Origin of the sequence: Massilia sp. CFBP 13721, assembly GCF_014842025.1 — a bacterium.
Lineage (GTDB): Bacteria > Pseudomonadota > Gammaproteobacteria > Burkholderiales > Burkholderiaceae_D > Telluria.
The window spans coordinates 110,938-137,918 of sequence record NZ_JACYUY010000006.1 but is presented as its reverse complement, the minus strand read 5'-3'; the positions used below and the strand labels follow the sequence as shown (position 1 = coordinate 137,918).

The 26,981-nt window shown below is 65.4% G+C and carries 25 protein-coding genes; 15 read left to right on the top strand and 10 right to left on the bottom strand.

Annotated features, from left to right (window positions below):
* Positions 1 to 62 precede the first annotated feature (62 nt).
* Complete coding sequence (locus tag IFT60_RS07905; protein ID WP_192051405.1) at positions 63 to 1,298, bottom strand: serine hydrolase domain-containing protein; 1,236 nt, start codon at positions 1,296 to 1,298, stop codon at positions 63 to 65.
* A 163-nt stretch (positions 1,299 to 1,461) separates the two neighbouring features.
* Here IFT60_RS07905 and IFT60_RS07900 point away from each other — a divergent pair, with 163 nt between their 5' ends.
* Positions 1,462 to 2,448 (top strand): LLM class flavin-dependent oxidoreductase, encoded by a 987-nt coding sequence (locus IFT60_RS07900; protein ID WP_192051402.1) that lies wholly within the window; start codon positions 1,462 to 1,464, stop codon positions 2,446 to 2,448.
* Positions 2,449 to 2,550: 102 nt separating this feature from the next.
* On the opposite strand, the gene IFT60_RS07895 is transcribed toward IFT60_RS07900, so the two are convergent.
* The gene (locus IFT60_RS07895) at positions 2,551 to 3,141 is read right to left on the bottom strand and encodes an isochorismatase family protein (protein ID WP_192051399.1); all 591 of its coding nucleotides are present in this window, start codon (positions 3,139 to 3,141) and stop codon (positions 2,551 to 2,553) included.
* Positions 3,096 to 3,344, bottom strand: a complete 249-nt coding sequence (locus tag IFT60_RS07890) for a hypothetical protein (protein WP_192051397.1) — start codon at positions 3,342 to 3,344, stop codon at positions 3,096 to 3,098. The genes IFT60_RS07895 and IFT60_RS07890 overlap by 46 nt, the downstream gene beginning before the upstream one ends.
* A gap of 187 nt (positions 3,345 to 3,531) precedes the next feature.
* Here IFT60_RS07890 and mepK point away from each other — a divergent pair, with 187 nt between their 5' ends.
* From mepK to IFT60_RS07850, 8 genes are all read left to right on the top strand, one after another.
* Complete coding sequence (gene mepK, locus IFT60_RS07885; protein ID WP_192051395.1) at positions 3,532 to 4,068, top strand: peptidoglycan L,D-endopeptidase MepK; 537 nt, start codon at positions 3,532 to 3,534, stop codon at positions 4,066 to 4,068.
* 10 nt (positions 4,069 to 4,078) lie between these two features.
* Complete coding sequence (locus IFT60_RS07880; RefSeq protein ID WP_192051393.1) at positions 4,079 to 4,891, top strand: hypothetical protein; 813 nt, start codon at positions 4,079 to 4,081, stop codon at positions 4,889 to 4,891.
* A complete protein-coding gene (locus IFT60_RS07875; RefSeq protein ID WP_192051391.1) occupies positions 4,888 to 5,190 on the top strand; it encodes a hypothetical protein in 303 nt (100 codons plus the stop codon). The genes IFT60_RS07880 and IFT60_RS07875 overlap by 4 nt, the downstream gene beginning before the upstream one ends.
* A gap of 378 nt (positions 5,191 to 5,568) precedes the next feature.
* Positions 5,569 to 7,035, top strand: a complete 1,467-nt coding sequence (locus IFT60_RS07870) for a PQQ-dependent sugar dehydrogenase (RefSeq protein ID WP_192051388.1) — start codon at positions 5,569 to 5,571, stop codon at positions 7,033 to 7,035.
* A gap of 58 nt (positions 7,036 to 7,093) precedes the next feature.
* A complete protein-coding gene (locus tag IFT60_RS07865) occupies positions 7,094 to 7,537 on the top strand; it encodes a thioesterase family protein (protein ID WP_192051386.1) in 444 nt (147 codons plus the stop codon).
* Between the two features lie 91 nt (positions 7,538 to 7,628).
* A complete protein-coding gene (locus tag IFT60_RS07860; protein ID WP_192051383.1) occupies positions 7,629 to 8,204 on the top strand; it encodes an RNA polymerase sigma factor in 576 nt (191 codons plus the stop codon).
* A gap of 13 nt (positions 8,205 to 8,217) precedes the next feature.
* Positions 8,218 to 8,724 (top strand): hypothetical protein, encoded by a 507-nt coding sequence (locus IFT60_RS07855; RefSeq protein ID WP_192051381.1) that lies wholly within the window; start codon positions 8,218 to 8,220, stop codon positions 8,722 to 8,724.
* 28 nt (positions 8,725 to 8,752) lie between these two features.
* Complete coding sequence (locus IFT60_RS07850) at positions 8,753 to 9,778, top strand: hypothetical protein (protein WP_192051379.1); 1,026 nt, start codon at positions 8,753 to 8,755, stop codon at positions 9,776 to 9,778.
* Between the two features lie 58 nt (positions 9,779 to 9,836).
* Here IFT60_RS07850 and IFT60_RS07845 read toward each other — a convergent pair whose 3' ends face one another.
* A complete protein-coding gene (locus IFT60_RS07845; RefSeq protein ID WP_192051377.1) occupies positions 9,837 to 10,334 on the bottom strand; it encodes a DUF3016 domain-containing protein in 498 nt (165 codons plus the stop codon).
* Between the two features lie 162 nt (positions 10,335 to 10,496).
* Here IFT60_RS07845 and IFT60_RS07840 point away from each other — a divergent pair, with 162 nt between their 5' ends.
* Together IFT60_RS07840 and IFT60_RS07835 are read left to right on the top strand one after the other, a co-directional pair.
* Positions 10,497 to 11,246, top strand: a complete 750-nt coding sequence (locus IFT60_RS07840; protein WP_192051375.1) for a DNA-formamidopyrimidine glycosylase family protein — start codon at positions 10,497 to 10,499, stop codon at positions 11,244 to 11,246.
* Between the two features lie 215 nt (positions 11,247 to 11,461).
* Positions 11,462 to 11,929 (top strand): DUF4124 domain-containing protein, encoded by a 468-nt coding sequence (locus tag IFT60_RS07835; protein ID WP_192087941.1) that lies wholly within the window; start codon positions 11,462 to 11,464, stop codon positions 11,927 to 11,929.
* A 43-nt stretch (positions 11,930 to 11,972) separates the two neighbouring features.
* On the opposite strand, the gene IFT60_RS07830 is transcribed toward IFT60_RS07835, so the two are convergent.
* On the bottom strand, positions 11,973 to 12,479 hold the full coding sequence (locus IFT60_RS07830) for a hypothetical protein (RefSeq protein ID WP_192051370.1): 507 nt from the start codon (positions 12,477 to 12,479) through the stop codon (positions 11,973 to 11,975).
* 707 nt (positions 12,480 to 13,186) lie between these two features.
* Here IFT60_RS07830 and IFT60_RS07825 point away from each other — a divergent pair.
* The gene (locus IFT60_RS07825) at positions 13,187 to 13,564 is read left to right on the top strand and encodes a hypothetical protein (RefSeq protein ID WP_192051368.1); all 378 of its coding nucleotides are present in this window, start codon (positions 13,187 to 13,189) and stop codon (positions 13,562 to 13,564) included.
* Here the strand turns inward: IFT60_RS07825 and queC are convergent.
* Entirely contained in the window at positions 13,561 to 14,271 is a 711-nt protein-coding gene (gene queC, locus IFT60_RS07820; RefSeq protein ID WP_192051365.1) for a 7-cyano-7-deazaguanine synthase QueC, read from the bottom strand. The two genes, IFT60_RS07825 and queC, sit on opposite strands and share 4 nt — an antisense overlap.
* Before the next feature lie 155 nt (positions 14,272 to 14,426).
* Between queC and IFT60_RS07815 the strand changes: the two genes are divergently transcribed.
* Together IFT60_RS07815 and IFT60_RS07810 are read left to right on the top strand one after the other, a co-directional pair.
* Complete coding sequence (locus tag IFT60_RS07815) at positions 14,427 to 16,364, top strand: autotransporter assembly complex protein TamA (RefSeq protein WP_192051363.1); 1,938 nt, start codon at positions 14,427 to 14,429, stop codon at positions 16,362 to 16,364.
* Positions 16,364 to 20,815 carry a translocation/assembly module TamB domain-containing protein gene (locus IFT60_RS07810; RefSeq protein WP_192051361.1) on the top strand — a complete coding sequence of 1,484 codons (4,452 nt, stop codon included), beginning with the start codon at positions 16,364 to 16,366 and terminating at the stop codon, positions 20,813 to 20,815. Before IFT60_RS07815 ends, IFT60_RS07810 begins: the two co-directional genes overlap by 1 nt.
* A 49-nt stretch (positions 20,816 to 20,864) precedes the next feature.
* Here IFT60_RS07810 and IFT60_RS07805 read toward each other — a convergent pair whose 3' ends face one another.
* Complete coding sequence (locus IFT60_RS07805; protein ID WP_192051358.1) at positions 20,865 to 21,032, bottom strand: hypothetical protein; 168 nt, start codon at positions 21,030 to 21,032, stop codon at positions 20,865 to 20,867.
* A gap of 102 nt (positions 21,033 to 21,134) precedes the next feature.
* Here IFT60_RS07805 and IFT60_RS07800 point away from each other — a divergent pair, with 102 nt between their 5' ends.
* Positions 21,135 to 21,650: a hypothetical protein gene (locus IFT60_RS07800; RefSeq protein ID WP_192051356.1), complete on the top strand. Its 516-nt coding sequence runs from the start codon at positions 21,135 to 21,137 to the stop codon at positions 21,648 to 21,650.
* A 191-nt stretch (positions 21,651 to 21,841) separates the two neighbouring features.
* On the opposite strand, the gene IFT60_RS07795 is transcribed toward IFT60_RS07800, so the two are convergent.
* The 3 genes from IFT60_RS07795 to IFT60_RS07785 are packed head-to-tail and all read right to left on the bottom strand — an operon-like array spanning position 21,842 to position 26,747.
* The gene (locus IFT60_RS07795) at positions 21,842 to 24,664 is read right to left on the bottom strand and encodes an ATP-binding protein (protein WP_192051354.1); all 2,823 of its coding nucleotides are present in this window, start codon (positions 24,662 to 24,664) and stop codon (positions 21,842 to 21,844) included.
* A 6-nt stretch (positions 24,665 to 24,670) separates the two neighbouring features.
* A complete protein-coding gene (locus IFT60_RS07790) occupies positions 24,671 to 25,381 on the bottom strand; it encodes a hypothetical protein (protein ID WP_192051352.1) in 711 nt (236 codons plus the stop codon).
* The gene (locus IFT60_RS07785) at positions 25,374 to 26,747 is read right to left on the bottom strand and encodes a hypothetical protein (protein ID WP_192051350.1); all 1,374 of its coding nucleotides are present in this window, start codon (positions 26,745 to 26,747) and stop codon (positions 25,374 to 25,376) included. Before IFT60_RS07785 ends, IFT60_RS07790 begins: the two co-directional genes overlap by 8 nt.
* Between the last annotated feature and the right edge of the window lie 234 nt (positions 26,748 to 26,981).

Genomic DNA, 26,981 nt, shown 5'->3' with positions numbered 1-26,981 from the left:
GTGTAGAGAGGTCATTTTGAATGCAGCGCACGTTAGCCTGCCGGAAAGATATCGGACACGGTTTAATGCTTGTTTGCCACCGGATTCGACCCCGCATTTGCTTCCACCCCAGCGGCCCGCGCGGCCAGCGTGCCCAGCTCGGAATACAGCGCCAGCACATTGGCCTTGTCGTCCGGATACACCCGGTTCGACAGCAGCACATAGAAGCTGCGCGTGCGGGGATCGATCCACAGCACGCAGCCGGTAAAGCCCGTGTGGCCGTAGCTGCCGAGCGGAAACAGGCTGCCGCGTGGACGCTGGGCAAACGGCGAATCGATGTCCATGCCGAGGCCGCGCAGTGCGACAATGCCGGGCGGACTCTGCACGGTGGTCAGCAGGCGCACGCTGTCAGGAGACAGCACCTGCACGCCCTCCAACTGGCCGCCGCCGAGCAGCATGCGCGCATAGCGGGCAATGTCGGCGGCGGTGCTGAACACGCCCGCCGAACCCGCCACGCCGCCGATGCGGCGCACGGTCGGATCGTGGACCACGCCTTGCAGCAATTCGCCTGGGCCGCCGTCGGTGCCGGCGGGTACCAGATGGGTCGGCGCAATCGCTGTCGCTGCCATGCGCCGCAGCGGTAAATAACCGGTGTCCTTCATGCCCAGCGGCATAAAAATGCGCTGGCGGGCAAAAGCGTCGAGCTCCATGCCCGACAACTTGCGCACCAGCTGGCCGAGCAGGATGTAGTTGATGTCGGAATAGCGGAAGAAGGTCCCCGGCACGTGGGTCACCGTCTGCGCGCAGGCTTTATCGTGGGCGGTCGCATCGCCCTCCCAGGCCGGTTTCCCGGCCAGTCCGGCGGCCAGCCCCGAGGTATGGGTCAGCAGGTGGCGAACCGTGATCGCGTCCTTGCCGCCGCCGGCGCATTCCGGGAAATAATCGACCAGCCTGCCTTCCAGGTCGAGCTTGCCGTTCTCGGCCAGCAGCAGGATCGACGGCGCCGTTGCCAGCACCTTGGTGAGCGAGGCGACGTCAAAAACAGTGGCTGTCGTGACCGACGCGGCGTCGGCGTCGTAGCTAAAGCGGCCATGAGCGCGCGCGAATTCGGCGCCATCCCGCTCTAGGTGGAACACCGCGCCCGGCAGGCGCCGCTCAGCAATCGCGCGTTCGAGCGCGGCGTCGATGGGCGTGAACTGCGCACTGTCGAGGGCGGGTTTGTGCGGTGTTGGCAGCGCGCCGCAACCGGCCAACAGGCCGAGGCAGGCGGCGCCGAGCGCACCCTGGCGTTTCAGACGGTGGAACAAGTTTGGTTGCATGGAAAATCCGGACAGAAGGAGATGGCGGACGGTCTGGATACGGCCGGGCCGGCCATGATAGACAGGCAATTTTTGACGGTCAATCTTTACGGCTGCACTCCGGCGCGCACCGAAAACCGGGCGCGGCCAGCGAAAAAAAATCCTTCGGCGTATCATGAAAACCATGATTCCATTCTCCATACTCGACCTGTCGCCCATTGCCGAAGGCAGCGACGCACGTGCTTCTTTCCACCATTCCCTCGACCTCGCCCAGCATGGCGAACGCTGGGGTTTCAACCGTTTCTGGCTGGCCGAACACCACGGCATGCCGGGCATCGCCAGCGCCGCCACCTCGGTGCTGATGGGCTATGTCGCGGCCGGCACCTCGACCATCCGGGTCGGCGCCGGCGGCATCATGCTGCCGAACCACTCGCCGCTGGTCATTGCCGAACAGTTCGGCACACTGGAGTCGCTGTTCCCGGGCCGCATCGACCTGGGCCTGGGCCGCGCGCCCGGTTCCGACCACGTCACCGCGCGCGCCCTGCACCGCAACCTGGCGTCGGATGCCGACGAATTCCCGCAGGACGTGCTCGAGCTGCAGGATTATTTCGCCGACTCGCCGCGGCGCCAGGTGCGCGCCGTTCCCGGCGCCGGCCTGAACGTGCCCCTGTGGATTCTCGGTTCCAGCCTGTTCGGCGCCCAGCTCGCGGCCCACCTCGGCCTGCCGTATGCGTTCGCATCGCACTTCGCGCCGCAGATGATGATGCAGGCGATCGAACTGTACCGTGCCAATTTCAAGCCGTCGGCACAATTGGACAAGCCCTACGTCATGCTCGGCTTTAACGTGTTCGCCGCCGACACCGACGAGGAAGCGCAGTTCCAGGCGACCTCGATGCAGCAGGCGTTCGTGAACCTGCGCAGCGGCCGCCCGACGCGCCTGCAGCCGCCGGTACGCGGCTACCTGGAGGCGCTGGCGCCGTCGGAGCGGATGATGCTCGACGCGGTGCTGTCGTGCTCGGCGATCGGTTCGCCCGCGACGGTGGCGGCGCAACTGAAGGCCTTTATTGCGCACACGCGCCCGGACGAGCTGATGATCACGTCGCAGATTTTCGATCACGCGGCCAGGTTGCGCTCGTACGAAATTACGGCGCAGGTGCGAGAAGCGGCGTAAACAACGGGTTGGCGGTCGTGTTCGGGCATGCGCGCGCACGTACGGTGGGCATGCCCGCCGTGCATCGCCGGAACAAACGCGGCATCACTTCATGGACGCGCCCTACGCCTCGCCAGTCCCCGCCTGCAAGGCATCGATCAACTGCGCCGTCTTGCGCACCCGCCCCATCACCCTGAACGTGTTCGTGCACGCAAAATCATGCGCCTCGGCCGTGATCCCGCTCATCGCGTCCTCGGCAAACACCAGGCTGTATCCAAGGTCATATGCCGCGCGCGCGGTCGACTCGACGCCGATATTCGTGACAATGCCGCCCAACACCAGCGTCCGGATGCCCCGGCGCCGTAGCAATTGGTCGAGCTCGGTGCCATAAAACGCCCCCCATTGGCGTTTGACGATCACGACGTCGGTTGCTTCCACGCCGGCGTCCGGTGCGAACTGCGAGGCGTCCGGCGGCGGTGGCGGCGCGCCCGGTGCGCGCAGCGGGGCGTCCGCGGGCGGCGACTGCAATTCGTTCAGCAGTACGCGAACGAACACCACCATGCCGCCGCGGTTGCGCATCTCCTGTGCCAGCGAAACGCAGTTGCCGAGTACGCTCTCGGCGGAATACGGCGCCAACTCGCGCGCCATATTGCCATTTTGTAGGTCAATCAGCACGAGGGCCGTGCCGGCCAGATCGATCGAAAAGTCGTCCATTGCATCCTCCTTTCGAGCGAGTATCGGCGAAACGCCGGCGCTGCGGCGCACGGCCGCGGCAGGCCAGCAATCGGCGACGATTTATCCGGAACAATCCGCAGGATGTGCGAATTGCCCTCGTCGGTCAGCACATACAGCTGCCCGTCCGGCCCCTGGCGTACGACCTTGCCCTCCTTGTCGAGTTCGACGCGGCGCAGGTCCATGCCGGCCAGGCTGCCCCTGACAGCAACGCAAGAGTTAACGATACGCACTGCTGTTGACTGAATTGCATGCAAACCTCCGCTAAAAGTTGTTAATTAACCGTCATCGTGGCGCAAAAACAGCGCATTCACTGCAAAGATAGCGAAATCGGCGTATCATCTTTGTTTGTGACCTTGCCTAAGGATGTTCATGAACCAGCGACGCTCTTTCCTCAAAAGCTCTGTTGTGCTCGCATCCGCCATCGGCATGCCGGCGCTGGCAAAAGCTGCGCAGCCCGCTCCTGCCGAACGTACCCTGCGCCTGTACAACACCCATACTGGTGAAAGCCTGCGCAGCGTGTTCTGGGCTGAAGGCCAGTTCATTCCCGATGCACTGAAAGACATCAATAAACTGCTGCGCGACCACCGCAACGACAAGATCGCCGAGATGGATCCGAAGCTGATCGTCCTGCTCAACGACGTCAGCGACAAATTCGGCGACAACCAGGTGCTGCACATCATTTCCGGCTACCGCTCGCCGGAATCGAACGCCAAGCTGGCTGCCGCGTCGAACGGCGTGGCCAAGCACAGCATGCACATGGACGGCAAGGCGATCGACATCCGCATGCCGGGCAAGAACCTGGCCCAGCTGCACAAGGCCGCCATGTCGATGAAGGCCGGCGGTGTCGGTTACTACCCCGACTCGCAGTTCGTGCACATGGATACCGGCCGGGTCCGTTACTGGTAAGCTATTCAGCATGCGCCGCTTCCTGCCCCTGCTCCCCCTCGTCTTCGCCGTCCTGGCGGCAGCGGGTGGGGTAGCGGCGCAGGAGCCAATTGCTAAGGTCAATGTCTCGACGACACGCGACCCGGTCGACAAGTCCTACCGCAAGATGATCCAAGGCATGGATCGCTTCGAACGCGAGCATGCCTTCGCCCCGCAGGCGCCGCTGCGCTTCCAGCTGCTGCCGCGCACCCCCGACGTCAGGATGGATGGCATCACCTTGCGGGTGGCCGGCGACACGGTGTCGGTGCCGGTACCGATCGGCCCCGACAACAGTTTTATCCTCCCCCGCAACGAGCAGGCCCTGCGCGAAGACGCCGCCGTGCTCGCCAATCGCAAGACGGTCAGCATGACCTGGCGCGCCCTGATCCGCACGCCGGGCTTGCCGCCCGATACGCGCCGCCTCGGCGACCTGCGCCTCGAATGCCGCGTCGGCACCGAAGCCGGGCTGGTGTCGAACAATTCGCAAATGTTTGCCTGGCTCTCGAATGCGCTGCTGAGCGCCGAGCACGTCTGCAACAGCCCGGAGGGTAACTACCTGTTCTTTGCCGACCGGCCGCTGTTCGGCGTGCGCCTGCGCGCTGGCGACCGCGTCGAGGACCTTCCTTTCAAGATGCTGTATGCCGGCGGCGACCAGACGCCCGAGATGCTGCGCTTCTGCGACTGCCAGGTGCTGCTCGACCGCACTTATTATGCGCCGCTGTGGGACAAGACCTGGCCCGACGATACCCTGGTCGAATTCGCGTACATGACGGATGCGGCTCCGGCCGCGCAGGCGCTTCCATGACGATTCGTGCCCTCCTTCTGACGACCCTTCTCCTGGCCGGCTGCGCCACCGTCCCCGCCACGCCCGGCACCCAGGTGGCCGCCGAGCGCCTGGCCGCCGCGATCGTGCCCGGCCGCACGACCAAGGCCGAGCTGCTCGCGGCCTTCGGCAAGACCAAGAGCGTCGTCTTCGACAGCGGTTATGAGGCCTGGCTCTACCAGTCGCCCGCGGGTGGCGGCCGCTTCGCCGAATTCGTCGTCCTGATCGACCCGTCCGGGGTCGTCGCCAAGACGCGCCAGCGCGCACCGGCCGCACCCTGAGCCAGGGCGGTCAATAAAGCCTTTGTTCCCATGGAAGAATGCTGAGACCCGTAAGGTGGGCGGCCATACCCGGGCGCGTGTTTGCTTGCTGCCTGAACGCCGCCCACGCGTTCAACTGCTCCCTGAAACTTCGCGACCAATCACCTGCCGCTTGAACGCGTGGGCGGCGCAAACGCCGGCGGTCTGCAAACTGACGAGGTGGAGCCGCTCACCCTACGGGTCTGTGCATCTTCTCGACATGAAGCCTGGGCTTGGCTTACCGGGAACAGGCAGGAGTCCGGCACCCGCGCGCAAGCGTGCGCGGCCCGTTCAACAAGACTGGCAGAATCCGCTACACAGTCTGCTGTACAGACGTTCCGTTTCCTGTGGGGGCCCACCATGCTGGTCGATCGCGTACGGAGTTTCGTTCTTTCCCTGCTGCTGCTTCCCCTGATGCTCGCCGGTTGCGGCGGCGGTGGCGGCGATCCCGGCACGCCGGCACCGCCCGCCCCGCCCGCAGTTACGACCGGCTCGCTGCAAGTCACGGTCAACGCCGTGCCGGCTGGCGTGAACGCCAGTGTGCGCGTCACCGGGCCCAACAATTTTTCGCAAGACCTGACCGGCTCGCAAACACTCGGCAATCTCGCGCCCGGCAGCTATACCGTCACCGCCACTACCGTTACCTCAGGGAACACCACCTACACCCCGACGCCGGCCACCCAGAGCGTGACGGTCACGGCCGGCGCCACCATTACGGCCACGATTGCCTATGCGAGCTCCACGTTCACGCTGGCGCTGGCCGATATCGGGCCGACCTTCACCAACCCTACTTTTGTTACCGCCCCGCCAGGCGACGACCGCCTGTTCGTGCTCGAGCGGCGCGGCGTGATCCGCGTCGTGCGCAACGGCGTGACGCTGACCCAGCCCTGGCTCGACATCAGCGCGAACGTGTTCACCGGCGGCGAGGGCGGCCTGCTGTCGATGGCCTTCGATCCGAATTTCGCCACCAATGGCTATTTCTACGTGTATTACACGGACCCCTCGCAGAACATCGTCGTCGAGCGTTATGGCCGTTCGCCCACGCCGGACGTGGCTGACGGAACCTCGAGCCTGCCCATCCTGCGCATTCCGCACCCGCAATTCACCAACCATTTCGGCGGCCTGGTCACGTTCGGGCCGGACGGCATGCTGTATGCGGGCACGGGCGATGGCGGCGGCGCCGGCGATCCGGCCGGCAATGCCCAGAACCCGAATTCCCTGCTTGGCAAACTGCTGCGCGTCGACGTGCGCACGGCAACGCCACTGCGGCCGTACACGATTCCGCCGACCAATCCCTACGAGATCCGGCCGGGCGCCGGCCTGCCCGAAATCTGGGCCCTGGGCCTGCGCAACCCATGGCGCTTTGCCTTCGATGGCGAGCAGCTGTATATCGCCGACGTCGGCCAGGGTGCGCGCGAGGAAGTCAACCTGGCCGGCACCGGCCAGGGCGGGCTCAACTACGGCTGGGACATCATGGAAGGCACCGCCTGCTACGATGCGGCCACCTGCAACCGCACCGGGCTGACCTTGCCCGTGTTCGAATACGAGCACGGCGCCAGCAACGTCAATGGCTGCTCGATCACGGGCGGCTATGTGTACCGCGGCACGGCCATGCCGGAACTGGCCGGCCGCTATTTCTACTCCGATTACTGCCGCGGCTTCGTGAAAAGCCTGGTCGCCAGCCAATCGGCCATTACCGAGCAGCGCGACTGGAACCTGGGCAACGTGGGCCAGATCCTGTCGTTCGGACGCGATGGCGCGGGCGAACTGTATGTGGTCAGCGCCACGGGACGCATTCATAAATTGGTGCGGGGCAATGTCCGCTGACCCGACCTCTGGAATCGTCGCGCAGCAGGGTTCCAGAGGTCCGGGTTAGAATAAAAGGATGGCACGCCTACACCTCCACTTCCCTGAAGACCAGTACTACTATTCCACGCCCCTGACGGTGCGCGTGACCGACATCAACGGTGCAAACCACCTCGGCAACGACTCGATGATCTCGATGATCTCCGAGGCGCGCGCCCGTTTCCTGTTCGAGTTCGGCGTCGCCGAAACCGAGCGCGACGGCACCGGCATCATCGTCACCGACCTGGCCACGACTTACCGCGCCGAAGCGCACGCGCGCGACCAGCTGCTGTTCGAAGTGGGCGTCATGGATTTCAACAAGTACGGCGGCGACATCACCTTCCGCATCACGCGCCCGAAAGACAAGGCCCTGGTCGCCATGGCCAAGTCCGGCTTCGTGTTCTACAACTACAAGACCAGCCAGGTCGTGGCCATGTCCGACGAGTTCCGGAATAAATTCGACCGGGTGAACTGGATCGACTAAGTTAGTCCACTGCGCAGCCGGCCATCCACAGGCTGCAAAAAATAGCTGGAACTTTCCAGGGCTCCCGGCGGAATATGGTTGAGAGCCGACCATGACCATCACCCCGACCACTTCCGACGACGAGTTACTGCGCCGCATGCGCGCCGGCGAGGCGCAAGCCTTTGCGGCGCTCTACCGGCGCCACCAGGGCCCGCTCTACCGCTTCGCCCTGCTACGCTGCGGTTCGCCCGACACCGCCGCCGACACGGTGCAGGAAGCGTTCATGGGTTTATTAAGCGGGCGCCTCGCCTTCGATCCCCTGCGCGGTTCGCTGCCGAATTTCCTGTTCGGCGTGGTGCGCCTGCTGATCCTGAAACACGAGGCGCCGCGCCGGCGCGAGTCGCCCTTGCCGGAAGCCGACGACGACGCGCCCGCGCTTTGCTGCGACGACGCCTGCCCCTTGACCCGCGTGCTGGCCGACGAAGCGGCCGAAGACGTGCGGCGCGCACTGGCCCGCCTGGCGCCGCATTACCGCGACGCCGTCATCCTGTATGAAATGCACGACCTGTCCTATGGCGAGATCGCCACCATCTGCGCGGTCGACATCGGCACCGTGCGCTCGCGCCTGTCCCGTGGGCGCGCCGCACTGGCCAAGTTCTTGCGCACCCATGCACTGGACGCCAACTGAGATGGACACGACCATGCACGACGACCTTCCCGACCTCCCCGAGCTTGATCAGCGCCTGGCGCAGCTGCGTATGGCGACCACGCACCTTGACGCCCCGCGCTGCGTGGAAAAGGAACTGATGCAGGCGTTTGCCAGCCAGTTCGCGCGCCGCCGGCCCTCGCATCGGCCTTGGTACCGGCGCCTCGGCCTCCTCGAGTGGAGCGCGGCCGGCGTCTGCGCCGCGCTGACCGCCGGCGTACTCGGACTGCTGCTGGTGCCGCCGCACCTGGTCGATGGCTTGCCCGAGACGGGTGCGCTGGTGCGCATCGACAATGGCGCCGCATTCATCGCGCTCGATTCCTTCGAGCGCATCGAAGCGGAACCGGCGCCGCGCCTGGTCGAAACCGCCGTGCCGCGCACGATGCTGGCCGCGTTCGGCCTGCCGCTGACGCCAGAAAACGCCGGCGGCGACGTGCGCGCCGAAATGCTCGTCGGCGCAGGCGGCGAACCGCTTGCGCTACGCCTGAGTTCCATCGATTGACCGATTCGCCACCCACCACGAGGACACCATGAAACCGAACCGCCTGCTGCTCGCCGCCCTGCTCGCCTGCCTGTTGCCTCCCGCCCTGGCCGAGGAAGCGCCGGCGCCGGCACCCGAACCTGCGCCTGCCCCGCGCATCGCCATGCACCACGACCTCGAAGGCTTGCGCATCATCCACGGCGGCCACAACCAGCCGGTGAAAAATGCGCCCTACAGCGCCCAGGCCGTCACCGAACGGCTGCAGCAACTGGCGGACGGCAACCAGATCGAGCGGCGCACGCGCTCGGCCAGCTACCGCGACAGCGCAGGCCGCACGCGCCATGAGGTGCGCAACGACAAGGGAGAATTGCGTACCGTGACCATCGACGACCCGGTGGCAGGCCAGGTCTGGATCCTCAATCCGCAGGAACGCAGCGCCCGGCGCCTGCCGTCGCGCGTGGACGTCGAACGCATCGCCCGCACTGCACGCGAAACTGCGCGCGTGCAGATCGAGCGCATGCGCAAGGAGGGCCGCCTGCCCGCGCTGGAACGCCAGGGCGGCGACCGGGTGCTGGTCGACGTGGAACGCGAGAATGGCCGTCTGCGCGATGGCCAGCGCACGAATGTGCGTGAAACCGTGCGCGTGATCCGGGCGCCGCGCGGACCGGACGCCGACCGCGGCGCCATCGGTCCGGGTCCGCAGATGGGTCCCATGATCGCCGGCGCGGTCAGCAACGCCTTTGCCGACGTGAAGTGGTCCCATAAATCGGTCAGCCGCGATCTCGGTACGCGCGAGTTCGACGGCGTCAAGGCGGAAGGAAAATTGCGCAGCTACGACATCCCGGCAGGCGAAGTGGGCAACCGCAACCCGATCGTGGTGGCCGACGAAACCTGGTATGCGCCGGAGCTGCAGGTCACGGTGTATTCGAAACACAGCGACCCGCGCAGCGGCGACTACGTCTACCGCCTGGAAGGCATCAAACGCGGCGAACCGGATGCGGCGCTGTTCGCCGTGCCGCCGGACTACCAGGTGCGCGAGATCGGCAAGCGCGCGCCTGGCCGGAATGCGGAATAAACGGAACCCGAAAAAAATGCCGGCGGCTGCCGGCATTGGAAGGACTTGATGCGCGCGATCAGCGCTGGGCGGCGCGCTCGCGCGGCATGATCTCCGAATAGAACCAGTCGTCGATCATGCGCTTTTCGAAGCGCAGGAAATCGCTGCCGGTCGAGCGGTTGCTGCGGTCCATGAAGCTCATGTCGCGCAGCTGCGCGTCGCCGCTGCGCACGACCTGGCCATTGCTTTCGATCGTGTAACGCAGGTCGATGCGCGGCCACTCGGCACCATTCTTGACGATGCGCAGGTCACGCGCGCCGCGGCCCGGATACTCGCGTCCGGCCAGGTCGACGTCGCGCACGTCGATGCGCAGATTCTGGCCCGGCGGCAGCTTCGCGCCGAGTTTGGCGAAATGTCCGGTCAGTTCCTTCAACACGCTCTCGCGTTCCCATGGGGTAAAAGGCAGGTCGGAGAAGCGTTCCTGTTCGATGTAGTTGACGGTCACGTCGGCTGAAGCGCTACCCGCCGCCAATGCCAGCAGGCCGCTGACGGCCAGTGTGCGAATCACGTTCTTCATGATGTTTCCTCTCTATTCGTTATCCTGATTTTTACCGTTCAAATATACGCTCCTTTGTAAAACAGCGACGTCTACGGTAAGTAAATTCTGTATCCGATTGTTAGTCCCCGCACAGCCGTTCTCGGGCGGCAAGCGCACACTTGCCGGCAAGGAGGATCGACCGTGCCCGAAGGACCATCGCTTTTCATTTTGAAAGAAGAAACGGCCCGCTTCGTCGGCCAGCAGATCGTCGAGGCCGGTGGCAACGTACGCGCCATCGATCCCACGCGCCTGCTCGGCCAGAGCATCGTCTCGCTGCGCACCTGGGGCAAGCACTTCCTTATCGAATTGCCGAACATGGCGATCCGCATCCATTTTTTGCTGTTCGGCACCTATCGCGTCAACGAGGAGCGCGAGGGCAAGACGCCGCGCCTGTACCTGCGTACCGCGACGGGAGATGTATTGAATTTTTATGCCTGCGCGGTGCGCGAGATCGATCCCGACCTCGACAGCCAGTACGACTGGAGCGCCGACGTGATGAGCGAAGCCTGGAACCCGGCGCAGGCACGCAAGAAGCTGCGCGCCTGTCCCGACATGCTGGCCTGCGACGCCCTGCTGGACCAGGACATCTTTTCGGGCGTCGGCAACATCATCAAGAACGAGGTGCTGTTCCGCATTCGCGTCCATCCCGCCTCGACGGTCGGCGCCCTGCCCGCGCCAAAGCTGCGCGCGCTGGTCGAGGAAGCGCGCCAATACAGTTTCGATTTCTTGGAATGGAAACGGCAGTACGTCCTCAAGCAGCACTGGCTGGCGCACGCCAAGAAGATCTGTCCGCGCTGCGACATCCCGTTTACCAAGGCCCATCTTGGCCGCACCAACCGGCGCAGTTTCTTTTGCGAGCGCTGCCAGAAACGCTATACCAACGAAGGCTGACGCATCCGCCGGATAGCCTTTGTCCGCTGCGTTACGCCCAAATGTATTGCTTGTTGTTAATGTTGCGTGCCCGTACTACAATCGCTTTCAAGCATGAAGATTAAGTGCTTCATTTCGCCTGGATCGACTCCCTAGGGTATTTAAGCAGCATGTCTTTTCTTTCTCCGGCCACACCCAAGATTGCGCACCCGCAAGTGGCCGGATGGAGGGCACGCGTGAATTACCGGGTACTCGCGCCCCTTGTGCTGGCCTGGTGCGCGCTGCCGGCGGCGGCGCAACAGTTGCCGCCGCCATCACGCACGATGTACAAATGCACGGACAATAACGTCGTCTCGTACTCGGACAAGCCTTGCCTGGGTGCGGAACGGCTCGTTGTCGTACCGACGCGCGGAGTGAACAAGCTCAGCGGTAAGGAAAGGATCGGGCGTGACGTGCAGCAAGAGCACCACCGTGAGCAGTTCGCGGAAGCACTGCGGCCAATCAGCGGTATGAAAGCAGCGCAATTTGAAGTCTACAGTCGCCGCATTCGTCTCAGCTCGGCAGCCCAGAACGAGTGCCGCCATCTCGATCCGGTGCTAATGCAGACCGAAGCGCTGGAAGCAGCAGCTGACAAAGCAGGCAAGCCGGCGGTGCAGCGTGACCTGTTCGTGCTGCGCACGCGTTACGTCGCGCTGGGCTGCTAGTTCCGGGACAGGGCACGCATGACGCGTGCACGTGCGACACGCCTCAGCCGCGCGGCGCCTTGAATTCGTTCTCGATCCAGGCCTGCGCCGTACTTGGCGTAAGCTTGAAGTTCGCGGATACACGCACTTGCGCCACCTGCTCGCTCATCTGGTCGGTCGCGGTGAGGATCGCGTAGGGGTCGTCGTCGTCGGGCTTGATGTCGAGCGTTACCTTCAGTTCGCCGGTGCCTTCGGTCCAGACGTACAGGCTTTTATGCAGGATCGCGTGCAGGTGCTGCTCGTGGCGGCGGATGACTTCCGAAGCCGTCTTGATCAGCGTGTTGAAGGCGTTCACGTCAAGCGGCTTGGGATTCTTCTTGTCGCGGCCCATCGTCCACGGACCGACCAGCGCCGGTTCCGGTTCGCCATCCTTGTACATGGCGACGGCCCAGCCTTCGTCGTCATCGTTCTTGATCACGCGTGCGGTCCAGCCATTGCCTTGCCACAGGCGCGGTTCCTGCACCGGGCCATCTTCGTCGCCCGATTCCAGGTCGTTTACGTCGTCGTTCATCGCTCTCTAGTTCCTCTGCCAGGCTTTCGCCCAAAGACAAGATCATAGAGGAAATAGCAGGGACGATGCGATAGCAAACGAATAAAACCGGGCATTGTTTTGCACGATTGCGCCGCCGGCTTCAGATGCGCATGCCTGGCAGCCCTGGCGGGCGCACTGGCGGTGGCGGCGGCGTGCGGAACGGGTCGATGATCCGCTGTTTCGGTGCTTCCCGATTGAACGGGTTGATGATGATGGGCGGGATGGTAGGCGGGGCCGATGGCGGACCCTTCGGTCCTCCCCCCGCCAGGACTGGCGGCGCAGTGCGATGCACCTTCATCGTTGAGCTGACGATATGCATGAGGATCCCTCCTACAACAGAGCAGGCTGTCAGTATAGGCGGCGCTCTGCGCTTTGCAAGGTTAAAGAACCTATCCCAATGGGGATGAGTCGTTGCTGACGCGCCTGACAAGCGGGTGCTGCGTTGCTCGTCGTTGCGTGGCGCCGCCACGCGGCCTCCTCGCGCCTTGCCCCCACTTGCCATGCATCGCCTACGCGCATGTCGCCATCAACTTCCTCCTCCCCACTGGGATAGGTTCTCGCGCGATGTTCGTCGGCGTCCTCTGCGCTCCGGCCCGTCAAAAACGCCGCCCGTCGCAGAGCGCTGGCCCGGCACGCTTCACCTACCTACAGTGAAGCCATCCCATCCCACTTCAGAGGAAGCTGCCATGAAAAAGATCGTTCCCTACCTCGTTTTATTCCTGTGCGCCCTGCTGCTGTGGGACATGCTGTTCAGCTTTGGGGACGCCAGCTTCCACATCGACGGCGAGGAATTCGATGGTCCGCTCGGCGCCCTGTTCGGCCTCCTGCTGGCCGGCGGCGGCACGCTGATCGGCTTGCTGGTGACGGTGGTGGTGGGCGCGGTGCTGGCGGTGGTGCTGACCGGCGTCGGGGTCGTCATCGTCGGTGCGCTGGCGATTGCCGGCCTGGCCGTGACGGCGACGATCGTGCCCTTCCTGCTGCCGCTGCTGTTGCCGCTGGCCCTGGTCTGGTACCTGGTCAGCCGTGCACGGCGCAACCGCACCGTACACAAGGTAGCCGTTTAAGCGGTCTTCTCTGCGGCGAACTGGGCGTAGCCACGGGCGCGCAGTTCGCAGGCCGGGCAGCTGCCGCAGCCATAGCCCCAGTCGTGGCGTTCTCCGCGCTCGCCCAGGTAGCAGGTGTGGGTCTCGAAACGCACCAGGTCGACCAGCGCCGTGCCGCCGGCCTGTTCGGCCAGTTGCCAGGTCTGTTTCTTGTCGATCCACATCAGCGGCGTTTCGACTTTCAGGCGCGTCGCCATGCCCAGGTTCAGGGCCACTTGCAGCGCCTTCATCGTATCGTCGCGGCAATCCGGATAGCCCGAGAAATCGGTCTCGCACATGCCGCCCACCAGCACGGTCAGGCCGCGCCGGTAAGCCACCGTCGCCGCCACCATCATGAACATCAAATTGCGCCCTGGCACGAAGGTGTTTGGTAAACCATTCGCCTGCATTTCGATGGCGACATTGCTGGTCAGCGCCGTATCGGAAATACGGCCGAGCAGCGACAGGTCGATCATGTGGTCCTCGCCCAGGCGCGTGTCCCATTCGGGCGACAAGCCGCGCATTTTCTCGAGCACGGTTGGCCGCACTGCCAGCTCGATCGCATGGCGCTGGCCATAATCGAAGCCGATGGTTTCGACGCGCGCATAACGCTGCAGCGCCCAGGCCAGGCAGGTGGTCGAATCCTGTCCTCCACTGAAGAGAACGAGGGCGGTATCGGGAAGGTGCATGTGTTGTATTCCGGAAGTTAAACGTCCGCCACCATTTTTGCAATTCCGTTAAGATTTGCTCAGCTTTTACACTGAGACGGAGACCCATGGTTCTCGCACCATCCAACCGGAGCGCGCAGGCGGCGCCAAGGCAATCACGGATTTTGGCACAAATCATGCTATCCGTGTATGCCGTACTGGGCGCGCAAGGCGCGTATGCCCAGGAAGCAGAGGCAGGCGTGCCGGCGCCGAATGCCCCAGAGGCCCAAGCGGCCCAAGGGATCAAGTACACGGTCCGCATCGATGCGCCGGGCAAGCTTGACGATTTGCTTGAAGACAACCTCGACCTGCTGCGCTGGCGCGGCAACCCGCGCGTCGACCTCGACCAGCTGCAGCGCCTGGTCAAGGCGGCGCCGGAAGAGGCACGCACCCTGATCGCCACCGAGGGCTATTATTCGCCCAAGATTACCGCCGGGCTGGACACCAGCGGCGGCACGCCCGTGGCGCGCATCGTCGTCGATCCCGGCCAGCCGACGCTGGTAAGCGACCTCGACCTCGTGCTGCAGGGTTTCGTTCCCTTCGAACAAGGCGGGGCGCCATATGACGCGTCCGCGCTGCGCAACCGCTGGTCGCTGCCGGTCGGCGCGCGTTTCCGCCAGGGCGACTGGGAAGCGGCCAAGCGCGACTTGCTGCGCGAAGTGATGCAGTCGCGCTTCCCCCGTGCCCAGCTGGTCGAAACCAGCGCCACGGTCGACCCCGAGGCCAACAAGGCGTCCCTGCGCGTGGTAATCGACAGCGGTCCGGAAATGCGTTTCGGCGAACTGCGCATCCGCGGCCTGAAACGCTATCCGCGCGAAGTGATTACGAACCTGAACAAGATCAAGCCGGGCGACATGTACACCGAAGCCGCGCTCCAGGCTTTACAGGCGCGGCTGCAGGAAACCGGCTATTTCGCCACCGTCGAAGTCAGCGCCGACATGCGCGCCGTGCTCGCCGCCGAGATCCAGGAACTCAAGGACGACGAAGATGCCCCGGCCGGCCAGGACGGCACGGCGCCACCCGCGCCTGCGGCCGCCACTGCGCAAGCCGCCACCGGAGACGCCGTTGCGGGCGCGGCCACCACCGGCGTCAAGCCGCCCACCGCGCCCGGCCCGACCGTCTTGCCGGTGCTGGTGCGCGTTACCGAAAACAAGCAGAAAAACGTCGAGGTCGGTGTCGGTTTCTCGACCAATACCGGCGGCCGTGCGTCGCTCAGCTACGACGACCTGAACGTGTTCGGCAAGCGCATGAAGAGCGACCTGATCTACGAACAGAAGCACCAGCTGGCGCGTGCCGATTTCTATTGGCCGACCACGCCGAACGGCTACAACGACAGCGTCGGCGGCGGCTTCGAACGTACCGACCTGCGCGGCGAAATCACGACCACCGCCAGCGTCAGCGCACGCCGCTCCTGGGGCACGCCGGAACTCGAGCGCAGCGTGAATATCGAGGCCCTGGCCGAACGGCGCCAGGTCGCGGGCGGCATCGACACCGAATACAGCAAGAGTATTCCCGTCACCTACAGCGTCACCCGCCGCAAGCTCGACGACCTGCTGCAGCCGACCCGCGGCTATGCGCTCAACTGGCAGCTGGGCATCGCGCCGCTGCCCCTGTTCACCGACGAAAAATTCATCCGCGGCTATTCGCGCGGCGTGTATTACCGCCCGGTGGGCAGCAGCGGCACCCTGATCCTGAAGGCCGAAGCCGGCGCCGTGTTCTCGAAAGACAAGGTCGGCGTGCCGAGCAGCTTCCTGTTCCGTGCCGGCGGCGACCAGTCGGTGCGCGGCTACGGCTACCAGCAGCTGGGCGTGCGCGAAGGTGAAGCGATCGTCGGCGCGCGCTACCTGCTGACCGGCGGCGCCGAGTACCAGTACTGGTTCCGGCCGCCATGGGGCGTCGCCTTCTTCGTCGATGCGGGTAACGCCGCCGACAAATTCAAGGACCTCAAACCCGAATACGGCTACGGCGTCGGCGCGCGCTGGCGCAGCCCGGTCGGCCCGATCAACGTCGACCTCGCCTATGGCCAGGCGGTGCGCAAGGCGCGCCTGCACTTCTCACTTGGATTCACGTTCTGATGGACGACCATACCTCTACCCCCTCCGCAGCGGCCGACAAGCCGCCGAAAGTGCGGCGCTGGCCGCGCCGCGTCGCCATCGGCCTGGCCATCACCGGCGTCGTCGTCGGCGGCACCGCCTGGTACCTGGGCCGCGAAACGACGCTGCAAATGATCGCCGAGCGCGTTGCCCGTTCCACCGGCGGCAAGCTCACCTTGACCGGTGTGCGCGGCTCGATCTATGGCGCCATGCACATCGACCGCATCGTCTGGCGCACCGACGAGCAGCTGGCGATCGCCACCAACATCGACCTCGAATGGTCGCCGCGCCAGCTGCTCTCGAGAGGCATCGAGGTCAACAAGCTGCACGCGGCCGACCTGCGCCTGGAAACGCTGAAGGAAAGCGAGGAAAAGACCACGATGCCGGCCTCGCTCGCCCCGCCCTTCAAAATTGCGCTGGACGATGCACGGCTGGCGAAAGCGACCTTTGTCAATAAAGGCGCCAGCACTGAGATCACCAACATCCGCATGCGCCTGCTGGGCGACAAGGTGCAATGGCAGCTGCGCGACGCGGCGGCGACCACCCCCTGGGGCCAGGTCGCGGCCGACGGCCAGATCGGCTCCCAGAAACCCTTCAAACTGGCGGCGAACGCCAGCCTGTCGCAGGGCAAGGTCGGTCCGGGCGCCACGCCCGCGGCCCTGACACTGCGCGCCGGCGGCGACCTGAACGTGACCACGCTGGACGCGACCGGCAACGCCGGCCGCGCCGGCGGCGAAGCGCGCATGACCCTGTCGCCGTTTGCAGAAATCCCGCTGCGCACGATGGACCTGAAGGCGCGCAACATCGATCCCGGCTTCTTCAATCCTTCGCTGCCGACGGCCGACCTGAGCCTGACGATTGCCGCCAAACTCGACGACGCGCGCGCCATTTCCGGCAACGTCAACCTGGTCAACGACGGCCCGGCCGGTACCATCGACCAGCAACGCCTGCCGCTGCGCGCCTTCCGCGGCCAGCTCGGCGGCAACCTCGATGCCATGCGCATCAGCGATGTGCTGCTCGACTTCGGCGCCGCCGGCCGCTTCACCGGCAGCGGCAGCGTGCAGCGCGGCGGCGACAAGGACAACGTCAAGGAGCAAAGCGACGAGGGCCTGGGCACCGCCAACTTCGCCCTGCATACCGACAGTTTCGACTTGAAAGGCATCCACGGCAGCATGAAGCCGACCAAGATCGCCGGCGACATCGCGGTGGCGAATGTCGGCAAGGTGCAGACGCTCGACGTGCGCCTGGTGGAGAGCGGCCTGCGCCTGACGGCCAAGGCCAAACTCGAAGACAACGTCGTCGACGTGCAGGATGCGCGCCTGGCCGCCGGCAAGGGCACGGTGGTCGTCAACGGCAACATGAAACTCGATGGCGACAAGGACTTTAAAGTCAGCGCGAATGCCAGCCGCTTCAATCCGGCGGCGCTGGGTGACTATCCGCAGGCCGACATCAACGCCCTCGTCAATGCCAGCGGCGTGCTGGCGCCAACCTGGCGCGTGAACACCGACTTCGCGCTGCGCCCGAGCCGCCTGTTCGACCAGCCGCTGTCCGGCAAGGGCAAGCTGATGGCCGACGCCAAGCATGTCAGCGGCGTCGACGCCAGCCTGGCGCTGGGCCAGAACACGGTCAACCTGAACGGCGCCTTTGGCGCCCCGGGCGAACGCATGGCCTGGCGCGTCGAAGGACGCAACCTGGCCACGTTGAAGAGCGACCTGTATGGCGCGGTCAGCGCGAATGGCGTCGTCACCGGCACCATGGCCAACCCGCGCACCACGTTCAACGCGGACGCGAATGGCCTCGGCTGGGTCGCGGCCCAGCGCAAGGCCAACAACAGCAACCTGCACGTCAGCGGCGAAGCCTGGCTGGCCGGCGCCGACGGCGCGCGCTTTGTCGAAGCCAAGGGCAGCGGCAACATGGCGCGCTTCAATCCGGCCGCTTTCGGCAGCCCGCTGCCGGGCTCGATCAACGGCGCCTTTGACGCCAGCGGCCGCTCCGGCGCCGACTGGCGTGGCGCGCTCAACCTGCGGCTGGCGGAATCGACGCTGGCCAAGTCGCCGTTCTGGGGCCATGCGCGCCTGGCGGCCGATAAACGCCACGTCTCCGGCGCCGACGTCGACCTGCACATCGGCGCCAACGTGCTGGCAGCAAAAGGCAGCTTCGGCGCCGGCGGCGACCGCCTCGACTGGCGCATCGATGCGCCGCAACTGGCGGCGCTCGGCCCCGACTTCGGCGGCGCCCTGCGCGGCGCCGGCAGCGTCAGCGGCACGATGCAAACGCCGTCGCTCGCCGCCAACCTGGAAGGCCAGAACCTGCGCCTGCTCGGCACCCATAACGTGAAGTCCTTGCGCGCCAACGCGAATCTCGGTTCGGGCCGCGGCGGCGCCGATCCGCTGGTGGCCGACATCCAGGTGGCCGAGTATTCCAATGGCGACACCCGCATCGCCGCCGCCAGCCTGCAAAGCAGCGGCACGCGCGCGTCGCACACGCTGCGCGCGGCGGCACGCAGCGACGACTTCGACGCCTTCACCGAGGTGCGCGGCGGCTGGAGCGGCAACGCCTGGGCCGGCACCCTGGCCGCGCTGCAGAACAAGGGACGCTATGCGATGACCCTGGCGCAGCCGGTACCGCTGCGCATCGGCGTCGCGCCCGGCGCGGGCGTGGCCGGCCTGGCCAAACCCGAATCGCTCGCCTTTAACGGCGCGCTGATCCGCCTGCCTTCGGGCACGGTGCGCATCGATACGCTGACCAAGACGGGTTCGCGCTGGAACAGCCGCGGCGCCGCCGCCGGCGTGCCGCTGAACTATCTCGGCCAGTTCTCGGAAGCGCTGCGCGACAACGTGCAGGGCAACCTGACCCTCGGCGCCGACTGGAGCCTGGACATGCGCATGGTCACCGGCGGCGCCCCTGCCCTGGCCGGCAGCGTGCACGTATTCCGCGAAGGCGGCGACGCCCTGGTCGGCGCGAATACGCCGGTCGCACTCGGCCTGCGTACCTTCGACGTGCGCGCCGACGTGCAGGGCAGTTCGCTGCGCACCCAGCTGGCGCTCGATGGCGCCCGTACCGGCACCGCGCGCGTCGACGGCACCGTCCAGATGATCGGCGGTAAGGTCAACCGCGACAGCCCGCTGCGCATGACGGCGAATGCCGACATGGCCTCGATCGCATGGCTGGCGCCACTGGCCGGCCAGCGCGACCTCGAACTGGGCGGCAGCATGAAGCTGGCGATCACCGCAGGCGGCACCATCGGCACGCCTTCCCTGAACGGCACCGTGAACGGCGACGCGATTGCCGTGCGCTGGCCGGAACAGGGCGTGCGCCTGCAGGGCGGCCAGCTGCGCGCCCAGCTCGCGGGCGACCGCCTGGTGCTGCAGCGCCTGTATTTGCAGGGCAGGACGGGCAGCGCCACCGCCGACGGTTCGATCCGCTTCGGCGACACCCCGGCCATGCAGCTGAACCTGGTGGCGGACAAGCTCGAAGCGCTGTCGCGCCCGGACCGCACCGTGATCGTGTCGGGCAATGCGGCGTTGGTGCGCGATGCGACGCGCTTCTCGCTCGAGGGCCGTTTCAAGGCTGACCGCGCGCTGATCGAGTTCGCGCCGCAGGGCCGGCCGACGATCTCCGACGATGTCATCGTGCTCGGCCGCGGTAAACCGATGCCGCCGCAGAAAAAGGAAAAGGAAGTGCCCTTGATGATCGACCTCGCGGCCGACCTGGGCGACAACTTCCACCTGCGCGGCCTCGGCATCGACGCCATGCTCGAAGGCAGTGCGCGCGTGCGCATGACCGGCAATGCCGCCCCGCGCGTGAATGGCACGATCCGGGTCGCCAGCGGCAACTACGCCGCCTACGGCCAGAAGCTGGCGATCGATCGTGGCGTCATCACCTTTGCCGGCCCCTACGACAATCCGACGCTGGACGTGCTGGCGGTGCGCAAGCAGCCCGAAGGCACGCAGCTGAGCGAGACCAACGTCGAAGCCGGCGTACAGGTGCGCGGCACGGCGCGCGCGCCGCAAGCGAAACTGGTGTCGACGCCGAACGTGCCGGACAGCGAAAAGCTGTCCTGGCTGGTGCTGGGCCACGGCATGGAAGGCACCAGCGGCAACGAGAAGGATGTTCTGAGCGCCGCCGCCGGCGCCCTGCTGGGCGGCAAAGGCGGTACCGGCGGCATCCAGTCGAAGCTGGCCAATTCGCTCGGCGTGGACGAACTGGGCATCGGCCAGGGCCGCAACGGCGACGCCGAGGGCCTGGCCAATACGGTGGTCACGATCGGCAAGCGCATTTCCTCGCGCGCCTACATCAGTTTCGAACAGGGTGCGTCGTCGGCTTCGAGCCTGGTGAACCTGCGTTATAAACTGACGCCGAAGTTCACGCTGCAGTTCCAGGCGGGGACGAATACGGCGCTCGACGTGCTGTACTCGTGGGCGTGGGATTAATCGTCAGTAAAGCGTAAAAAAGAGAGGTCCCCGCGGGGACCTCTCTTTTTTAATGCAGGCTCGGCTTCGGATCGGGCACCGGGTCTTCGTTTTGCGGCGTATGCAGCGGCGCATGGTGCGGGTGTGGCGTGTCGAACGGTTCCGGCAGCGGATCGTCGGCCGGTACCGGGTCGGGCGCGCGGTGCGCTCGCACCGGCAATGGAATGGCTGGGAACATGTTCTGGTCTCCTGAAAGCGGTGTTGTCACCTTACCATGAGCCGTGCGCATCCGACGCCCGGTTACAATGCCCGCTCCGACCCATCCACGCATTCGACTTCGATGACCATCACCACTCTCGCCCTGCTCCTGCTGACGCCGATCCTCGTCTGGCGCGTTTATACGCGCCTGAAAACGCAGATGGCGCGCCAGCGCTCGATCATGTCGCGCCACTACACCGGCGTGCTGGTGTTTGCCGGGATGGTGCTGGTGTCGCTGTCGGAAGTGATGACGCGGCCCTACGCCCTTGGTGCGCTCGCCGCCGGCACCGCGCTGGGCGTGTTCTGGGGCGTGTTCGCGCTCAAGCGCACGGTGTACGAAGACACCGAGCTCGGTTATTTTTTCACGCCGCCGATGCGGCTCGGGATCGTGATGGCGATGGTGCTGGTGGCGCGCGTGCTGTACCTCGGCGTCGAGATCTACGCCAGCCAGCAAGGCAACGGCGCAGCGGCGCCGCGGTTCACGGACAGTCCGTTGACCATGCTGTGCGTGGGCCTGACCGGTGCGTATTTCGCGGCGTATTCGGTGGGGCTGCTGCTGTGGCGCAGGCGCCTTCGTCAAGCGATCGAGAAGGCGTGATGTTTCGATCGAGTTAGTTCGTAGGGTGGACTCCTGAGTCCACGCGGTGCAACGCTTCCCGATCGAAAATGTATTTCGACTTGCACACTCTGTACCGCGTGGACTCAGGAGTCCACCCTACGTATAGAAAATTCATCCGTAGGTTTGAAAGGACACGGCCAATAAAAACGGGACCCTGAGGTCCCTTTGCTTTACGCGGCTTGCGCCTCTTCCTTCCGCCGCTGCAGCACGAAAATCGGCTGCGCCCACTGCGTGTCCTTCTTCTTCTTGCTCGTGATGAGCGTCAGTTCCGAAGGGTCGTAGACGTCGGTGTTGTGCGTCAGCGGCGTCGTCATCAGGTATTGGGCGTCGGTGTTCTTGAGGAACTCGCCGACCAGCTGGATGTTGCGGATGTCCAGGTGCGCGAACGGTTCGTCGATGAACACAAAGCCGCCGGAACCCTCTTCCGATTTCAACAGCCCGATCAACAGCACCAGCGACTTCATCACCTGCTGGCCGCCCGAGGCTTCGCCGTCGTTCATGCCGATCTGGTCCTTGCCGTCGAACTTGAAACGCACGTGCAGGCCGGCCTGCGCCAGTTGCACGTCGTCGTTCTCGAGGCGCACCGGGTCGGCTTGCACGTCGATGCCGGCCAGTTCTCCCAAGTCCTTGATGTTCTTCGAATAGGTCTTGATCGTGTAGCGCAGGCGCTCGATGTAGGCGCCGCGCGCGTTGCCCGTCGCCTCGATCGCGCGGTTGTTCTGGTAGCGGCGTTCCTCGGTCTCGACCTGGCGCCCGGAGAGCTGGTCGTTCAGGCGCGCGTACTGGTCGATCACCGTGGCGTCGAGTTCCCAGTCGTCGCGCGCCAGCGCGTGTTCGAGCGAAGAGATGCGCAGGTTGACCTGGTGCGCGTTCTGGTGCTGCGACACCAGCGCCGCACGGCGCGCCGCACGCTTCCACGCCGCCGGGATGTTCTTCCAGCCGCCGCGCAGCGCCAGCAGCGCTTTCGCATGCTCGCCGCGTTGCTCGATCTGGCGCCGGCTGTTCAGGCGCAGGCCCGCTTCCGCTTCCGACAGCGCCATGCGCGCGTTTTGCCAGACGGTGTCGGCGCGGGTGCGCGCGACCGTCGCGTTCTTGGTCAGCGCCTGCAGTTCGCCCAGGCGCGCGCCCACTTCCAGGCGCTCGGCCTTGATCGGGGCGATGCTGCGCGCCGCTTCCTCGAACTCGGCCTGGCGCGCCGCCAGTTCCTTGGCGGCGTCGACGCCGGCGATACGCGCCTTCAGCGCCCCGACTTCGGCGGCCAGCTTGCTGATGGCGAGCGTCAGCGCATCTTCCTTCGCTTCCAACGCCGGCAGGGACTTCTGGATCGCCTCGAGACGCTGGGTTTTGCCGGCGGCGCCGAAGCGGTAGCGCGACGGTTCGACGAACAGCGAGCGGCCGCCGCGGCGTTCGCGGTGGTAGGCGTCCGGCGTGATCCATTCGTCGCTACCGGATTTGAAGCCGGCATCGACCGAATCGACGCGGTCGATGCGCGCCAACTGGTCGATCAGCCAGCTTGGGGCCAGCGCCGAGAAATTCACCACCGACAGCAGGCTGTCGTCCTTCATCTTCGGTGCTTCGACGCAGTCGGGGACGATGAAGTGGCGATAGCGCTCCTTCTCGGCCAACCGGTACGCCGCCGGCGCATCCTTGGCGCGCTCGAGCAGCACCACCGAGGCGTAACCGCCCAGCACACCCTCGACCGCGCCCTGCCATTTCGGATCGGTCACTTCGACGATATCCGACAGCATCGCATGCGGAATACCCTCGTCGCGCAGCGCGCGGCGCATCAATCTCTGGGCTTCCGGCTCCGGCATCGCGCTCTTGCCCTGCAGCGCGGAGATGGTCGCCATCTCGGCGGCGATCTTCGTACCCAGCGCTTCGCGCGCGGCGCGCTGGCGCGCCAGCTCGGCTTCCTTTTCTTCCAGCTGCGAAGCCACTTCCGCCATGTCGGCGCCGGCTTCGGCCGCCAGCTTTTGCAGGCGTTCCTTTTGCTCGAGCAGGTTCTCGATCGGCTTGATGCGGCTGTTGATCTGCGTAAGCCGGCTGGCCAGCGCCGTGCCTTCCTGCTCCAGCAGGGTTTCCTGCTGCTGCGCTTCGGTCAGCGCGCGCTGCTGGGCCGCCAGCGACTGGCGCTTTTCGGCCAGCACGCTGTCGACCTGCGCCAGCGGCTTGCGTTGCTCGTGCAGCGCGCGGCTGATGTTGGCCGCCTTTTCGCGTGCCTCGTGGTATTCGAGGCTGGGCAGCACTTCTTCTTTCAGCTCGCGCCGTTCCTTGTGCAGACCTTCCCACTGATGGTAATTCGCCACGCGCAGGCGCAAGCCCTCGAGATTGACGCGCGAGGTTTCCAGTTCGGCTTCGAAGCGTTTCAACTCCGTCTCGGTGTCGCGCTGGTGGCGCTTGGCTTCGTCGTAGGCGTCCAGCACCTCCTTGTCGCCGAAAACCTGGAATACCAGATCCAGCAGCTGACGCGGCGCGTATTCGCACAGTTTATCGGTCTCGCCCTGCTCCAGCGCCAGCACCTTGGACATCGCCGGCGACAGCCCCGCCGACGCCAGCCGCTTGCGATAGTTCTCGACGCCGAGCCAGTCGGTCGCTTCGGTCACTTCTTCGATGTTGACGTTCCCGGGACGCATCAGGTACTGGCGCTTCCAGTCGCCGCCGTTTTTCTGCACCTGGCAGAACAGCGTGACTTCGTCGTCGGCGAAGAAGCCGGAATGGCGGAACGGCCGGTTCGACAGCTGCTTGCCGACCGCCTTGTTGTCGACCACGGCGCGAATCCAGGCGCTTTGCTGGCCCGAGTGGCGCGCATAGTGCTTATACGTGCGGCCCATCGAGCAGTCGAGGCCGAACAGGGTGCGCAAGGCGTCGAGCAGGGTCGTCTTGCCGGAACCGTTCTGGCCGGCGATGGTGATGATCTTGGCGTCGAGCGGGATGTTTTTAATCCGCTGCCAGTAATCCCAGTGGACCAGCTCGAGTGATTTGATGTGGAACATAGTGTCTCAGTTCGATGGTTCGAGAGGTTCTACGGCATCCGCGTCGTTCGCGGAGTCGTTGGCAGCTGCGACCTTGCGCGGCACCGCGGCCAGCGGTGCGCGCTTGAACACGTCGGACAGGGCGCCATTGATGATGCGCTCCTTGAGCACGTCGGTATCCATCATCAGGTCGAGCAGCGGGCCTTCCAGGATCACGTCGCCGCGCCGTTCGATGAAGCCGAGCTTCGACAGCTGGCCCAGGTTCATGTCCATGCGCGTTTTCTTGCCGAGCTTGTCGCCGAAGTCCGACAGCAGCGCCGTATAGGAGATGCCGATCGAGGTGTCTTCCGCGCGCGGGATCGGGTTGTCCTTGTCGAACAGGTCGTTCTGGTCGTCCGCCACCGTGACGTGGGTTTCCTGGCGCTCGCGCTTGGGCAGGATGATCTGCGCCCACAGCACCACCAACAAGGCCACGCCGTCGCGCGTCAGGCCGAAATTATTGTTTTGCCAGATGTCCTTGGCCCCGAAGATCTTCGGCTCGACATTGCGGTGCAGCGCGATCGTCACATGGTCGGCATACACGTTGTCGAGCAGTTTCAGGCCAGCGTCAAGCAGGCGCTTGTCGACTTCGATGCGGAACTGTTCGTCCGACAGCGCGCGCTTGACCATCTTGTCGTCGCGGCGCAGCGTCTGGTGCGTCAGCAGGCGCGCGATCAGGATTTGTGCGTCGTCATTCATCGGGGGTACCGTTTTCGAGGTCGAGTGAAAGGGTTGCAAAGGACATGGCGGCCACTTCCGGATCGTCCAGCTGGACCATCTCGTCGGTTGGCTCGAAGCGGATCGGCAGGCGCGCCAGTTCCGCCGTGGCGCCCTGCAGGCTCGCTTCGCTGGCGTCGCCCAGCAGCGGCAGCAGAGAAGCGCGGTACGACGCCAGCGCGAAGCCGGCCGGCAGCAGCGATTCGTGCAGCTGCACCTTCTTCGGCCCGGTCTCCGAGAATTCCGGGAAGTTGCCGAGGTTGGCGAAGTCGGCCAGTTTATTGATCCAGTCGTTCAGTTCGGCCTGCATCGCCGGATTGTCGTTGATCGTCAGCGGCGCATCTTCGCCGTTCGGCAAGCCTTTCGGACCGCTAACGATGGTGCGTTCGGCCAGCAGTTCGGTTTCGGCGACGTCGATCATCTCGGCCGGCGTGCCGAACAACGGCACCACCGGGCGGTCGATCGCATCTGCCGCCAGGCTGGCCAGGTCGTCGTGCGCCAGCAGCCAGCGTTTCACATCCGTCGTCGACAGCCCGGACTGGCCCAGGTGCACGCGCTGGCGTTCGATCTGGTTCAGCGCGCGCGAGAACATGCCCTGCATGTTGAGCAAGGCGCTTTGCGCGCGGCCGATCGCCTGCGCCGCCTTGTGGGTAGCCGAATCGGCGCGTTCGTCGGACGTGATCGCGCGCAGGATCACGGAACCCTTCTCGACCCAGTCGCAGGCCATGTGCCACTTCGCCTGCGAATTGCGCAGCTTGAATTCGGAACCCGAGGCGATGGCGTCGCGGAACTCCTCGGTGAGTTCGATCAGGCGCCCCAGCAAATGCCGCAGCTGCTCGACCGTGACGCCGCCCACGGCTTGCGCGCCGGCCACCTGCGACAGCAGGAAGCCCATCTCGGCGTCGTCTTCGTCCGGCTTGGCCAATGCGATGAGGGTGTCCAGCGCGGACAGGACATTCCTTGCCAGCGGCGTGATGCGGTAGACGGCGGCGGGCGCATCCCAGGCCAGCAAGCCGTGGGTGCGCAGGCGGTTCAGCACCGTTTCCAGGCTTTCCGGGATCAGGTAAGCGAGCTTCTGGTTGATGTCGGCGCGCGAAAACGCCGCACTGCCGGTGTCGGCCGCCAGTTCGCGCAGCACCAGGAGGCGCACCAGGACGCCGTCCTGGGTGCCGTGGAACAGCGCCGTGAACGCGGACAGCATCGGCTGCGCGCGTTTCAGGTGGAAGACCTGCTCGATTTCGTCGGGTGCGATGCCTTCCTGGAAGTGGGCGGCGAGCGGGTCGGGCTCGTCCTGCGCCAATCCATGGGGTTCCGCGGCGAGGGCCGCGCCTGCCTGTATGTCGATCATGTGGGATACCAGTTTTGCGAGCGCGGAACGTCGGACAGCCGGTCAGCAGCCAATTTTCCGCGGGGGGAACAGTATAACAGTTAAGGTCGGGCAACTAGGAGGGGAAAGCGGCGCGGATGTTGCCTGTTGGCAGGAATGACACACTCGATTGGCCGATGTCGCGTATCGACGCGTGGACGGCAGAGCCGCCTTTCGCGGCCCGGTTCACCCTACAGCCGACGCTACCGTAGGTGG

Coding starts and splice junctions, on each gene's coding strand:
- queC (WP_192051365.1), bottom strand. CDS start 14,271: ATGCACCTTCCCGATACCGCCCTCGTTCTCTTCAGTGGAGGACAGGAT.
- IFT60_RS07855 (WP_192051381.1), top strand. CDS start 8,218: ATGCACGACGACCTTCCCGACCTCCCCGAGCTTGATCAGCGCCTGGCG.
- IFT60_RS07830 (WP_192051370.1), bottom strand. CDS start 12,479: ATGAACGACGACGTAAACGACCTGGAATCGGGCGACGAAGATGGCCCG.
- IFT60_RS07875 (WP_192051391.1), top strand. CDS start 4,888: ATGACGATTCGTGCCCTCCTTCTGACGACCCTTCTCCTGGCCGGCTGC.
- IFT60_RS07850 (WP_192051379.1), top strand. CDS start 8,753: ATGAAACCGAACCGCCTGCTGCTCGCCGCCCTGCTCGCCTGCCTGTTG.
- IFT60_RS07810 (WP_192051361.1), top strand. CDS start 16,364: ATGGACGACCATACCTCTACCCCCTCCGCAGCGGCCGACAAGCCGCCG.
- IFT60_RS07865 (WP_192051386.1), top strand. CDS start 7,094: ATGGCACGCCTACACCTCCACTTCCCTGAAGACCAGTACTACTATTCC.
- IFT60_RS07870 (WP_192051388.1), top strand. CDS start 5,569: ATGCTGGTCGATCGCGTACGGAGTTTCGTTCTTTCCCTGCTGCTGCTT.
- IFT60_RS07800 (WP_192051356.1), top strand. CDS start 21,135: ATGACCATCACCACTCTCGCCCTGCTCCTGCTGACGCCGATCCTCGTC.
- IFT60_RS07900 (WP_192051402.1), top strand. CDS start 1,462: ATGATTCCATTCTCCATACTCGACCTGTCGCCCATTGCCGAAGGCAGC.
- IFT60_RS07785 (WP_192051350.1), bottom strand. CDS start 26,747: ATGATCGACATACAGGCAGGCGCGGCCCTCGCCGCGGAACCCCATGGA.
- IFT60_RS07825 (WP_192051368.1), top strand. CDS start 13,187: ATGAAAAAGATCGTTCCCTACCTCGTTTTATTCCTGTGCGCCCTGCTG.
- IFT60_RS07805 (WP_192051358.1), bottom strand. CDS start 21,032: ATGTTCCCAGCCATTCCATTGCCGGTGCGAGCGCACCGCGCGCCCGAC.
- IFT60_RS07795 (WP_192051354.1), bottom strand. CDS start 24,664: ATGTTCCACATCAAATCACTCGAGCTGGTCCACTGGGATTACTGGCAG.
- IFT60_RS07880 (WP_192051393.1), top strand. CDS start 4,079: ATGCGCCGCTTCCTGCCCCTGCTCCCCCTCGTCTTCGCCGTCCTGGCG.
- IFT60_RS07895 (WP_192051399.1), bottom strand. CDS start 3,141: ATGGACGACTTTTCGATCGATCTGGCCGGCACGGCCCTCGTGCTGATT.
- IFT60_RS07905 (WP_192051405.1), bottom strand. CDS start 1,298: ATGCAACCAAACTTGTTCCACCGTCTGAAACGCCAGGGTGCGCTCGGC.
- mepK (WP_192051395.1), top strand. CDS start 3,532: ATGAACCAGCGACGCTCTTTCCTCAAAAGCTCTGTTGTGCTCGCATCC.
- IFT60_RS07790 (WP_192051352.1), bottom strand. CDS start 25,381: ATGAATGACGACGCACAAATCCTGATCGCGCGCCTGCTGACGCACCAG.
- IFT60_RS07815 (WP_192051363.1), top strand. CDS start 14,427: ATGCTATCCGTGTATGCCGTACTGGGCGCGCAAGGCGCGTATGCCCAG.
- IFT60_RS07860 (WP_192051383.1), top strand. CDS start 7,629: ATGACCATCACCCCGACCACTTCCGACGACGAGTTACTGCGCCGCATG.
- IFT60_RS07890 (WP_192051397.1), bottom strand. CDS start 3,344: ATGGACCTGCGCCGCGTCGAACTCGACAAGGAGGGCAAGGTCGTACGC.
- IFT60_RS07845 (WP_192051377.1), bottom strand. CDS start 10,334: ATGAAGAACGTGATTCGCACACTGGCCGTCAGCGGCCTGCTGGCATTG.